The 11,241-nt window shown below is 45.0% G+C and carries 11 protein-coding genes; 7 read left to right on the plus strand and 4 right to left on the minus strand.

What is annotated here, in order from left to right:
- Positions 1 to 95 precede the first annotated feature (95 nt).
- The gene (psb28, locus tag AAFP11_RS27770; protein WP_341739928.1) at positions 96 to 428 is read left to right on the plus strand and encodes a photosystem II reaction center protein Psb28; all 333 of its coding nucleotides are present in this window, start codon (positions 96 to 98) and stop codon (positions 426 to 428) included.
- Between the two features lie 110 nt (positions 429 to 538).
- A complete protein-coding gene (locus tag AAFP11_RS27775; RefSeq protein WP_341739929.1) occupies positions 539 to 1,045 on the plus strand; it encodes a MogA/MoaB family molybdenum cofactor biosynthesis protein in 507 nt (168 codons plus the stop codon).
- A gap of 62 nt (positions 1,046 to 1,107) precedes the next feature.
- On the opposite strand, the gene AAFP11_RS27780 is transcribed toward AAFP11_RS27775, so the two are convergent.
- The 3 genes from AAFP11_RS27780 to AAFP11_RS27790 all read right to left on the minus strand — a co-directional run bounded on the left by AAFP11_RS27780 (position 1,108) and on the right by AAFP11_RS27790 (position 3,157).
- A complete protein-coding gene (locus AAFP11_RS27780) occupies positions 1,108 to 1,503 on the minus strand; it encodes a DUF5615 family PIN-like protein (RefSeq protein ID WP_341739930.1) in 396 nt (131 codons plus the stop codon).
- Positions 1,500 to 1,874, minus strand: coding sequence for a DUF433 domain-containing protein (locus AAFP11_RS27785; RefSeq protein WP_341739931.1), 375 nt, complete (start codon positions 1,872 to 1,874; stop codon positions 1,500 to 1,502). Before AAFP11_RS27785 ends, AAFP11_RS27780 begins: the two co-directional genes overlap by 4 nt.
- A 335-nt stretch (positions 1,875 to 2,209) precedes the next feature.
- Positions 2,210 to 3,157 carry a class I SAM-dependent methyltransferase gene (locus AAFP11_RS27790; protein WP_341739932.1) on the minus strand — a complete coding sequence of 316 codons (948 nt, stop codon included), beginning with the start codon at positions 3,155 to 3,157 and terminating at the stop codon, positions 2,210 to 2,212.
- Between the two features lie 312 nt (positions 3,158 to 3,469).
- On the opposite strand from AAFP11_RS27790, the gene AAFP11_RS27795 reads away from it, so the two are divergent.
- The gene (locus tag AAFP11_RS27795) at positions 3,470 to 4,372 is read left to right on the plus strand and encodes a hypothetical protein (RefSeq protein WP_341739933.1); all 903 of its coding nucleotides are present in this window, start codon (positions 3,470 to 3,472) and stop codon (positions 4,370 to 4,372) included.
- Positions 4,373 to 4,565: 193 nt separating this feature from the next.
- Complete coding sequence (locus AAFP11_RS27800; protein WP_341739938.1) at positions 4,566 to 5,504, plus strand: glutathione S-transferase C-terminal domain-containing protein; 939 nt, start codon at positions 4,566 to 4,568, stop codon at positions 5,502 to 5,504.
- 126 nt (positions 5,505 to 5,630) lie between these two features.
- Here AAFP11_RS27800 and AAFP11_RS27805 read toward each other — a convergent pair whose 3' ends face one another.
- A complete protein-coding gene (locus AAFP11_RS27805; RefSeq protein WP_341739934.1) occupies positions 5,631 to 6,281 on the minus strand; it encodes a Uma2 family endonuclease in 651 nt (216 codons plus the stop codon).
- Between the two features lie 90 nt (positions 6,282 to 6,371).
- Here AAFP11_RS27805 and AAFP11_RS27810 point away from each other — a divergent pair, with 90 nt between their 5' ends.
- The 3 genes from AAFP11_RS27810 to AAFP11_RS27820 all read left to right on the plus strand — a co-directional run bounded on the left by AAFP11_RS27810 (position 6,372) and on the right by AAFP11_RS27820 (position 11,009).
- A complete protein-coding gene (locus AAFP11_RS27810) occupies positions 6,372 to 6,776 on the plus strand; it encodes a hypothetical protein (protein WP_341739935.1) in 405 nt (134 codons plus the stop codon).
- A 345-nt stretch (positions 6,777 to 7,121) separates the two neighbouring features.
- Complete coding sequence (locus AAFP11_RS27815; RefSeq protein WP_341739936.1) at positions 7,122 to 10,196, plus strand: COR domain-containing protein; 3,075 nt, start codon at positions 7,122 to 7,124, stop codon at positions 10,194 to 10,196.
- A 273-nt stretch (positions 10,197 to 10,469) separates the two neighbouring features.
- Complete coding sequence (locus AAFP11_RS27820) at positions 10,470 to 11,009, plus strand: transposase (protein ID WP_341739937.1); 540 nt, start codon at positions 10,470 to 10,472, stop codon at positions 11,007 to 11,009.
- Positions 11,010 to 11,241 lie beyond the last annotated feature (232 nt).

Consider the following 11,241-nt stretch of genomic DNA (forward strand, 5'->3'; position numbering starts at 1 on the left):
CTTCCCCTCTCCCAAGTCTCGATTTCCCAGTACCGAATCGTTTTATGATGGGATCTTAAGAAATTAAGTAATCATTAAGGTTCAATTGTCAAATTATGGCTACAATTCAATTTTCCCGTGGTATGGACGAAGATTCTGTGCCAGAAGTGCGTCTAACTCGTTCTAAAAGCGGCAGTCAAGGCACGGCTACTTTTATCTTTGAAAATCCGAAAGCTCTAACTACCAGTACAGAAGACATTACTGGGATGTACATGATTGACGAAGAAGGTGAAATCATAACTCGCGAAGTTAAGGCTAAATTTGTCAACGGTCAGCCTGCTGGTTTGGAAGCTCTTTATTTAATGAGAAATAAGGAAGAATGGGAGCGTTTTATGCGTTTTATGGAACGCTACTCTGAAGCTAATGGCTTAGGATTTAGCAAGTCCTAGGTGATTGCTTCTTGGTTATTTGTTAGTTGTTATTGGCTGTGTCGCCAATAACAACTAAGAACTAACAACTAAGAACTAACAACTAAAAACTAACAAATAACTTATTTTATATGACGCAAATTCCTCATCCTGATTTATCTGAAATGACTGTGAATTGTGCTGTTGTTACTGTTAGTGACACCCGCTCTGCTGAAACAGACCAGAGTGGTGTTTTAATTAAGAAGTTGCTGAAAGATGCTGGTCATTTTGTGGTAGCTTACACAGTTATTAAAGATGATTCGGCAAAAATTGTATTGCAAATTCAGGCTTTTTGCGATCGCGAAGATGTGGATGCGATAATTTTTAGTGGCGGTACTGGTATTTCTCCGCGAGATACTACTTATGATGTGATGGAGAGTTTGTTGGACAGAATTTTACCGGGGTTTGGGGAGATTTTTCGGTTTTTGAGTTATCAAGAAATTGGTTCTAGGGCGATCGCCTCTCGTGCTGTAGCTGGCGTTTATAAAGGCAAGTTAGTGTTTTCTCTTCCCGGCTCTAGTAATGCAGTGAAACTGGCGGTGGAGAAACTGATTTTACCAGAATTAGTTCATTTAGTCCAGCAGTTGCGGGGTGGCTGAGGGGTGAAGTTGGTGTTTTGGGCGATCGATCGTTTTTGGATAATTTGATTTTGATGTCGATATCAAGGAATGAATAATCGACCAACTCCCATATAGTAATCAACATCTAGAACAATCTCCACAAGGCGCTCAACACATCGCTCTCGGTAGTCAAATTCGTCGAGGCGATCGATGTCTGCAATTGTCAACACGGGAAACGAATCTGCTGTATTTTCCTCGCGCATCACCTGTTCGAGTGAATCTTCACCCTTCATGTTTCGGTTGGCTGTGAGTATCATCATTTGATTTTCTTGAGCATAACGCCAAACCAAACGATCGCTCGCATCCATCGATAATCCAGCTTCCCTAAAAGTAACAAATTGAATCGACACGAGTTCAAGCCAGCCGAGTTTTGTCAAGATTCCGAGCAAAAGAAGAGCATAGCCGTCAAGATTAAAGTCAACTAAGAAAGTCATCATTTTTGGGCGGCGCGTCTTGCTTTTTGCTCCTCAAGTTTTGCCCAGAGAGCTTCTTGTCCGGGCTTGTGTGGCATCATTGCAATGCGATCGAATCGTTCACGATTGTGCTCTTCCCAATAGGAGCGAATTTCTGCTCTTGTTTGTAATACCTGTTGATACTCTGTTTCAATCTGAGTGCGATTTGCTTCAATGTAAGATAGAGCAGCGTTGATTTGAGCGTCTGTGAGGTTAAATTTATTACGAATCAATCTCGGTGAATACTCAGCTTTCAGAAAATCCATAACATCATATAAAGTCAGTCGAGTGCCTGAAATCGTCAGTCCTCGCTCTGTACGGATAATAGTCGTTTGTTTGTCGGATACCGGAGTCATACCTATAACCTTCTAGGCGTCGCTTTTATTGTATCTCATATTAAATCAGGCTTAGTTATTCCCTACACGCCCAAAGTTTGTTTGGTGTTGCCTCAAATGGCTTTTGCGATTTTGATCTGACACGCATAACTCGGCACAGAAAATATAATCGGCAGAATCATCATCTTCTGCCACTTTGAAGATGCCGATACATTGTCCGTCAAGATGTTTCTCCATACCGTTTAGAATGTAACACACGCAGCCAAGCCGCACGCTGCGCCACAACTATTAATTGTACCGCAGTTGCGGTCTAATACACTTTTTAAGTGCCATCGACCGCAAACATTTTTCAAACGTCAAACCTGACTATTTATTGCCTCAGCAACAATAGTCCGGTGTCTGGGAGTATTGCAAGTTATTGTCGGTGCAGCAAAACCACAATCTACCAAAGCCTGCTCGATATCCAAGCCAAAATACTGATCCAAATAAGGCTCCGTACTCTTGAGCAAAGTCAAAATATAAGGAGGCATTTTGGCATAAATTTCAGATTTGGGATTCATATCCATAATAGTCAAATGTCCGCCAGCGCGCAGCAAACGCCTCGCTTCTCGGAATATTTCCATCGTTGCCTTCTGCGGCAATTCGTGACAAACTAGAAAGATAGAAACTAAATCGAAAGCATTCCCAGGTAAACCTGTGGATTCAGCGGCAGCGTGTACCCAAGTCGGAGTTTTTTGGTTTGGTAATTCCGCTTTTTTTTCTTGGGAACGGTATTGAGCAACGGCTAAAAAATAAGGCGACAAATCCACACCGACAGTATTTGCTTCTGGGTAAACCTCCTGCATCGCAAAGGTACTCATGCCCACGCTGCATCCCAAATCTACAATATCTTGGGGTGTTTTGGCAATCTGAGATTTGAGAATTTGGTGATAGCTTTCCCGGAGTTTAGCATCACCTTCAGCACCGGCTTCTGGCCAAATTCCCGCGTGAACTGCACGGGCGGCAACTTCAACTTCTGTGGCGGCTTCCCAACTCATATTGCCTTTTTCGTAGGCGTGAAATGAAGTTAGATAGTATTTGGGGTAAACCAGATTGGGATTTTGGACGCTGAGCAATTCTGCATCCCAATTCCTGGCTAAAAGTGCTTGGGCATCTTGTCGCCAGTGCACTCCTATTTTTTCGGCTCTTTTAATCATCATTTCTCGCGCTTGGTGTTTGGCGATATTAGCTAAAGGTTTGATGGAGAGTACGCCGTTTACTAAGCGTGATGCTAATCCTGGATTGGTTTTAACTTCAACAGTCATTTTTTAGGTTTATATTTTTTTTCGCGATTAATTTTAACATATATCGGCTGTTTATGTGGGTCTATATAATGAAACTTAACTTTGTGAGGGCGAGTGAAGTGTGAATATTTTGCACCACAGAGGGCGCAGAGAACGCAGAGGAGCCAGCAGAGTGAAAAGGCTGGAGGATTACAAAACGGGCTGTTGTCCTGTGGTAGTTGTTTGCATTTGTTTGCTTGCTTCTGCGGATTTTACCCGGAATCTGGAATTGTATTTCCCGAAGTTGGAGTATTTGGAAGAACAGGTTTAAATATAGCTATTCTGGAGTTTGTGATGAGCAAGTCTATTGTGGAATTGGTTGACAATTTGCCTTCTGGTGGTATCACTGTGATGATGTTGAAGTCTCTCGATTTTGTGGTTCCTGGCCAATGGAATAATCTTACGGGTTTTGATAATACTATTCAAGCTGTTACAGGGGAAACTAAGGGCAAAGTAGTTGAGAAAATTCGCGATCGCGCGATCGCACTTTATGCAAATCCCAACGAACCCTATCAAGCCTCTCTCCGACTTTACCAGTTAGCCGACAGTGCCGACAGTGCGTTAGGAGTCACGGCTATGGCTAATAAAATTGGCGAAAACATCGGCTTTCTTTCTTTTATCAACCGCTTGACTCCCAAGGCTGACACCACTCAGACGATCGACTTATGTGTCAAAGTGGCGATCGAGCTAATTGTCTTCTGCAAACTTAACAATATTTCCCTTGACAATATGGGAGATTTTGGTAATTATTTATCTCATTACAAAGACGAAGCTCTGATGCGGATGGCTGCTTTAGTCTGTGCTGATGGTTTAATTCCCCTGGGCCCGGACTTCCTGAGAGTAGCACAAAATACCCTAGCCGGGTTGAATCCTTCAACCTTGCAGCAAAACTCAACTTTCCAAAATATCAGCAACCTAATTCCCGGCGGTAGTGGTGCTGCAAAACTCGGATTTGTGAACGCAACTTTTGCTTCCGCCCAAGGTTGGATGAACAATTTAGTACAGTCTCGTGGTTTAACTCCTGCTACTGTTTTAGGAAATCTTAAGCAATATGTTGATGTTACTGATGACAAGCTGGATTATGTGGCGGCGTTTTTAGATATGACTACTAATTATTACGAACATACGGGAATTCAAACAGTTGCTCGCCGATTGATTGATCGAGCTTATGCCGATATCACCTCTGGTAGAGTGTAGCAACTTGTTTTCAGGTGAGGCAAAGCAAGAGCGAGGCAGATCGCTCTTGCTTTGCCTTGTTTGAAGCCTGGATATCAATGTAAGGTAAAATAAACAGATTATGTTTAGCAAATTACTTTTAATCCCTGGCGTGAAAAACAAATCACTTCCTTCATCAGTAACAGTCAAATTAGGCAAATTTGTCTGGACATCAATGTGGCAATTAATGATGTCAAAACTAGCACCGCCCGATCGCACCGGAGCATACATTCGCCCTAGCAGCAGTTTCCGAAATTTTGTCTCGACAGAAGCAAACAACCCTCACCAGCCCGCCACGGCACGATATCGCCTGTTTGTGGGTATGGGATGCCCGTGGGCCCACCGCACTCTGGTGACGAGAGCGCTCAAAGGGCTGGAAGATGCCATATCCGTGTCTGTTGTCTATCCCTCGGAAGGGGGAATGTGGGTGATGGAGTCGGAGACTTTTGGCTGCAATACGATGCCGGAACTTTACCAGTTGGCATCACCGGGCTATCAGGGGCGGTGTACGGTGCCGGTGTTGTGGGATGACTCGAAAAAGGCGATCGTTAATAACGAGAGTTCGGAGATTATTGTGATGCTAAACTCGGAGTTTAATGAGTTTGCTAGCAATCAAATGGATCTTTATCCTGTGGATTTGCGATCGCAAATTGACGAGTGGAATGAGAAAATTTACCAATCGGTGAATAACGGTGTTTATCGCTGCGGTTTCGCCCAATCTCAGGCTGCTTATGACTCGGCTTGCAGTGAATTATTTGCTGTTTTGGACGAAATCGATCGATCGCTCTTGATGAGTCGTTATCTTTGTGGCGATCGCGTGACATTAGCAGATGTGCGACTGTTTACTACTCTATTCCGTTTTGATGCAGTTTACTACAGCTTGTTCAAATGCAATGTGCGTCGCATTCAGGATTACGAGCATTTGGGAGCTTATCTGCGCGATTTGTATCAGTTACCGGGAGTGGCGGGTACTTGCGATTTGGAGGCTGTGAAGCGCGATTATTACGGCAATTTGTTCCCGTTGAATCCGGGCTGCATTATCCCGGCTGGGCCCGATGTGGGGAATTTGCTCAAATCGCACGATCGGGCGGAGCTCAGAAACCGGGTTTCTTAACTCGTTCCCAGGCTCTGCCTGGTAACGCAGATCCAGAGGCTCTGCCTCGCCATTTCACTTGATCTGGATGAGGATGCCAAAATTGTCGCAGAAACCCAGTTTTTTGGATTATCGACTAGCTGAATTTTATTCTTCGATTTCACTTGTTGTCTCGTTTACTTCTTCATCTTTGATATCAAAATTAATTCGTTCGTAAATCTCTGTCAGCGGTATTTGAAATTCTACCGATTCTAGGGTTAATACAGATTCCTCTGAATCATACTCTGTTAATACCCATTTGCCATCAGAGTTTTTTGCGAATTGTTCGATGTGATAGCTATATTGCTCTATTAAAATGTATTCTCGAAATTCAGGAATTGAGCGATAGGCGAGAAATTTGCCACCGCGCTCGTAGTCTTTGGTTGAATTGGATAAAACCTCGACGATTACCAGAGGATTTGTGACAATTGTTTTGTTACTTCCTTGATATACTGGTTCTCCTTGAATGACCATGACATCGGGATAGACGTAGCGGCGAGTTAGGGGTATCCACAGGCGTAAATCATGGATAAATATCTCGTAATCTTGACCATTTATAGTCAATGGGAATTTGCGGCAAAAATTTCCAGCAAGTTTATTATGGTTTGCAGTTCCGCCTGTCATTGGTACTATTTCTCCATCATGATATTCACTTTTGTCGATCGCACTTTCTTCTAATGCGAGATATTCCTCCGGCGTGTAGTAACGTTTTTCGGTTGGTGGTTGCTTGGCGATTGCTGGCTTTTCTTGGGTTTGCATAGTCGTGCCCTTCTGCTCTGAAGTGATTTTATGATAACATGAAATAAGTTAGATTGAATTGCGATAAACATACTCGATCACAACCAGATTATGACTATCATTGAACAACTCTACGCGATCGTTAAAACCCTTCCCCAAGAGCAAGCAAGCGAAATTCTGACTTTCGCTGAATTTATTCGTGCCCAACACCTGAATGCTCAGGAGTCGATCGCTACATTAGATACTTCGACTCCTTGGTTTGAGGTGATGGGCGCTGCTTATCGATTGCGGTTGGGAGAAGAAATTGGTTCAGAAAATCTCTATGGGTGGTTGAAAGTATTTGATAAGGACGAACTTAGCGAACTGATCGCAGAAATAGAGAAAGATTACCGTCTTGTGGGGTTGGAACCTGCGGCTTGGGAGCGGATTGAGGCAACGATTTATGAATGGCATGAAAGCGCGATCGCACTTTCTAGTCCAGAACTTGCAGCAGCTTTCAGTAGGGGCGATGTGTAGGGCCTCAGAAACCGGGTTTCTCACCAAAATCTCGGTGAGGATGCGAAAATTATCGCAGAAACCCGGTTTCTTGGATTATGCCCGATCGCACTCCAACTCAAAAACCCGGTTCCCCTCGTTCCCAGGCTCTGCCTGGTAACGCAGATCCAGAGGCTCTGCCTCGCCATAACCAACCAACAAACCCTCGATTAGCGAGTTTACTCCAACCTCACAAATCGCCAAAATATTCGTGTTATTTTGTAGTGAGATTAAGGAATATTCAAAATCAAATCAAGTCTCAAGATCGCCCTTTCATCTCAAAAGGCGATCGTACTTATATACAAAAATCAAAACAAGGAATTGGCAATGTTAGAAACTGAGGGCGATCGGGAAGCACAGCGACGCATTGAACGGGCACGGCGAGAGAGAGCAAGAACACTCGATCTTAGGGAGCTAAAACTGAGGGAACTGCCAGAGACGATCGCCTCCCTTACACAGTTGCAACAGCTTAACCTATCCGACAACCAACTGACGGAACTGCCAGAGGCGATCGCCTCCCTCACCCAATTGCAATGGCTTGATCTCCACAACAACCAACTAACGAAATTGCCAAAGTCAATCGCATCTCTCACCCACTTGCAAAGGCTTGAACTCAGCAATAACCAACTGAGAGAACTGCCAGAGGTGCTCTCATCTCTCACCCACTTGCAAGGGCTTTACCTCCATAACAACCAACTGAGGGAACTGCCAGAGGCGCTCTCATCTCTCACCCACTTGCAATGGCTTAACCTCTCCGATAACCAACTGAGGGAACTGCCAGAGGCGATCTCATCTCTCACACAGTTGCAAGGGCTTTACCTCGGTTACAACCAACTGAGCGAACTACCAGAGGCGATCGCCTCCCTCACCCAGTTGCGAATGCTTTACCTCAGTAACAACCAACTGACGCAATTGCCAGAGGAGATCGCCTCACTCACTCAGTTGAAAGAACTTAACCTTTCCAACAACCAACTGACGGAACTCCCAGAAGCAATCGCCTCCCTCACCCAGTTGCAAGAGCTTAAACTCAGCAGCAACCCTTTAAATCCTGACCTCGCCGCCGCCTATGAGCAAGGCACTGAAGCCCTCTTGCAATACCTACGGGCAAAAGCAGAAGCACAAATCACCCTAAATGAAGCCAAACTGATTTTGATCGGTGAAGGCGAAGTAGGCAAAAGTTGTCTCTTAGGCGCATTGCGCGAGGACGAATGGCTAGAAAGTCGTCCCACCACTCACGGCATTGAAATTAAACCAGTCATTGTCACCCATCCCAACACCGGCACAGAAATATCCCTCAATGGTTGGGATTTTGGCGGTCAACCCGTTTATCGATCGACCCATCAATTATTTTTCAGTGCACCAGCCGTGTATCTCGTGGTGTGGAAGCCGCGGGAAGGCCCCCAGCAAGGCTTTGTCAAAGAGTGGATTACCCTGATTAAGCATCGCGAACCAGATGCCAAAATACTCGTAGTCGCCACCCACGGCGGCCCCGGACAGCGACAACCCGACATTGACAGACAGGACATTCACGATCGATTCGGCAGCGATAGAGTGCTTGGCTTCTTCCACGTAGACAGCAAACCTGACTCTCTGAACACCTGCAACGGGATAGCAGAATTAAAAAAAGCGATCGCTAATGTCGCCGCCTCTCTTCCCGAAATGGGACGTTCGGTTCCCGCCAAATGGCAGCGAGTGCGGGAAATCTTGCAGACAAACGACAAAGCCTATCTGCCCTACGATGAAGTTATTGCCATCTGCACTCAACACGGAATCGATAACGAACAAGCAGAACTTTTCCTTCGCATTTCCCATGTCTTGGGGCATATCATCCATTACCATTACGATTCAATACTCCGAAATATCGTCATCCTCAAACCCAACTGGCTAGCAAAGGCGATCGGCTTCGTACTCGATGATCCAACGACTCGCCGCCGCAACGGTTTAGTAGAATTTGAGCATCTGAGCGAATTATGGAGTTATCCGCCGTTTCCCGGCGAGACAGGCTACCCCAAAGAATTACATCCCATCTTTCTCAAGCTGATGGAACGCTTCGATTTGTCCTATCGGGTGGTGCTTGACCCAGCTAAACCCAGTAATACCAGTTTGATTGCTCAACTCGTACCCGATACCCGCCCGGAATTGCCCAATTGGGGACAGCAACCGGAAGCCGGAGACAGACAACAAGTGCAAATTTGTCGCATTGTGGACGATCGAGGACAACTTGCAGTAGCAGAAGGATTGTTTTACCAGTTGATTGTGCGCTTGCACAAATACTCACTGGGGCGATGCAATTACGAAAAAAGTATCCATTGGCAACGCGGTTTGATGCTTGACGACGACTACAACGGTCGGGCATTGCTGGAATATATTGATACTGATGTCAAAATCACCGTGCGGGCTGCTTATCCAGAACGGTTCTTGTCTTATCTCACGGCAGAGATTAAATGGCTAGTCGAGCATGATTGGAAAGGATTGCGATGTAATGTGATGGTTCCTTGTATTGCGCCTTGCGGTAAAAATTTGCCTGGAAACGCGCTATTTGAGGTAGAGAAACTCATTGAAAGCAAAAAAGATAATCGTCATGATTATCCATGTCCCATCTGTACTAAATGGCAAAACATCGATTCTTTGCTGAATAACGCGCCGATTGCTTCTCCTCCATCCCAAGAAATTATTCAGCAATTCCAAAATGTAAGAGATGATCTAAATAATGTCCTTAGAAAGATAGGGACTCTAGATATTCGAGAAGAAGAACGCTTTCAGTCATTGTCTCAGGAACAGCGGGTTATTCTCAGCAAAGGCGATGAGCAATTTGCGTCACTGATGCAAATGTCCATCGATCAAGCGAAAGATGGCCCGCGCTTGTTCAGTTTCAAGCCTATCGAGCCAAGGTTTTTCGATAGCCCCAAATGGATAAAAACCAAGTTTCAAATTACCCTCTGGTGCGAACACTCTCGTCGGCCCCTTCCCGCCTTAAATCCTCACGACAAGAAGAAAGGAGTTTATGAATTGGAAGTTTCCCGCGAATGGTTTACCAAAGCAGCCCCCTATCTCAAAATTTTGACGGGAGCCCTGAGTCTAGTCTTACCTGTCGCAAACTCGGTAACCAAGCTAATGCTAGATGAAGCTACCTACAAAGGGATTGAAGAGGGACTAGATTTAGGACAAAAAAGCATCGAGTCTACCTTGAAAGTCAGCGATTTAGCTACTAATTTGTCTGACGAAAGTGATATCCCAGATTGGCAACAAGGCGAAGCACCAATCATGGCGAAAGATTCGGTTTTACGAAAATTACACGATCTGCTGAAAGACAAAGATCCAGGCTTTGGTGGCTTAGTTCGGGTGCAGAACAGACGGCGCGAATTTCTGTGGGTTCACGAGCAGTTTGTAGGTGAGTATTAAGATTTTTATCTTGACACAATTATTGCGATTATGTGATAATTAAAACAACAACTCCCTAGTTCCCCGGCTCTGCCTGGGAACGCAGATCCAGAGGCTCCGCCTCGCCCAAACCCCAAATTCCCCCTAGTTCCCCGGCTCTGCCTGGGAACTCAGATCCAGAGGCTCCGCCTCGCCCCAACCCCAAATTCCCCCTCGTTCCCCGGCTCTGCCTGGTAACGCAGATCCAGAGGCTCCGCCTCACCCAAACCCACTTACAAACCCCAGATTTTCACAATGGGAAGAAGCAGATACAAAGTAATATCTTCCGAAAACCAACCGCACTTTGTCACCTGTACAATTATCAACTGGATTCCAGTATTCTGTCAAGCAGAAATAGCACAAATAGTCTTAGATTCCTTAAGCTTTCTGCAACGGGAGAAGCGTTTAGCTTTACACGGTTACGTGCTCATGGAAAATCACTTGCACTTAATCGTAACTTCTTCAGAATTGTCAACGCAAATGAGAAATTTTAAATCATTTACGGCTCGATCGATAATTGACTTGCTTGAGAAAAAGCAATCTACCAATATTCTCGATCAACTCGCATTCTATAAGAAGCTACATAAAAAAGATCAAAAATACCAGCTATGGCAAGAAGGATTCCACCCACAAGCTATTTTGGATGAGGAAATGTTGTTGCAAAAATTGGAGTATATTCACAATAATCCTGTTAGGCGCGGCTATGTTGACGATCCCGCTTGTTGGAGATATTCTAGTTATCGAAATTATCAGGGTCAGGATGGATTGTTGTCTGTTGATTTGATTGATTTTTGAGTTGGATGATTTGTTTTTATGAGCGAGGCAGAGCCTCTAGATCTGCGTTCCCAGGCAGAGCCTGGGAACGAGGAACGAGGATAGGCAGAGCCTGGGAACTAGGATAACGAGGATAGGCAGAGCCTGGGAACTAGGATAACGAGGATAGGCAGAGCCTGGGAACTAGGATAACGAGGATAGGCAGAGCCTGGGAACTAGGATAACGAGGATAGGCAGAGCCTGGGAACTAGGA

It is taken from the genome of Microcoleus sp. CAWBG640 (assembly GCF_020883015.1).
Lineage (GTDB): Bacteria > Cyanobacteriota > Cyanobacteriia > Cyanobacteriales > Microcoleaceae > Microcoleus > Microcoleus anatoxicus.

Excerpts from the sequence above, each read along its gene's own strand:
- AAFP11_RS27800 (WP_341739938.1), top strand. The coding sequence starts at position 4,566 with ATGTGGCAATTAATGATGTCAAAACTAGCACCGCCCGATCGCACCGGA.
- AAFP11_RS27790 (WP_341739932.1), bottom strand. The coding sequence starts at position 3,157 with ATGACTGTTGAAGTTAAAACCAATCCAGGATTAGCATCACGCTTAGTA.
- AAFP11_RS27775 (WP_341739929.1), top strand. The coding sequence starts at position 539 with ATGACGCAAATTCCTCATCCTGATTTATCTGAAATGACTGTGAATTGT.
- AAFP11_RS27795 (WP_341739933.1), top strand. The coding sequence starts at position 3,470 with ATGAGCAAGTCTATTGTGGAATTGGTTGACAATTTGCCTTCTGGTGGT.
- AAFP11_RS27780 (WP_341739930.1), bottom strand. The coding sequence starts at position 1,503 with ATGATGACTTTCTTAGTTGACTTTAATCTTGACGGCTATGCTCTTCTT.
- psb28 (WP_341739928.1), top strand. The coding sequence starts at position 96 with ATGGCTACAATTCAATTTTCCCGTGGTATGGACGAAGATTCTGTGCCA.
- AAFP11_RS27810 (WP_341739935.1), top strand. The coding sequence starts at position 6,372 with ATGACTATCATTGAACAACTCTACGCGATCGTTAAAACCCTTCCCCAA.
- AAFP11_RS27785 (WP_341739931.1), bottom strand. The coding sequence starts at position 1,874 with ATGACTCCGGTATCCGACAAACAAACGACTATTATCCGTACAGAGCGA.
- AAFP11_RS27815 (WP_341739936.1), top strand. The coding sequence starts at position 7,122 with ATGTTAGAAACTGAGGGCGATCGGGAAGCACAGCGACGCATTGAACGG.
- AAFP11_RS27805 (WP_341739934.1), bottom strand. The coding sequence starts at position 6,281 with ATGCAAACCCAAGAAAAGCCAGCAATCGCCAAGCAACCACCAACCGAA.
- AAFP11_RS27820 (WP_341739937.1), top strand. The coding sequence starts at position 10,470 with ATGGGAAGAAGCAGATACAAAGTAATATCTTCCGAAAACCAACCGCAC.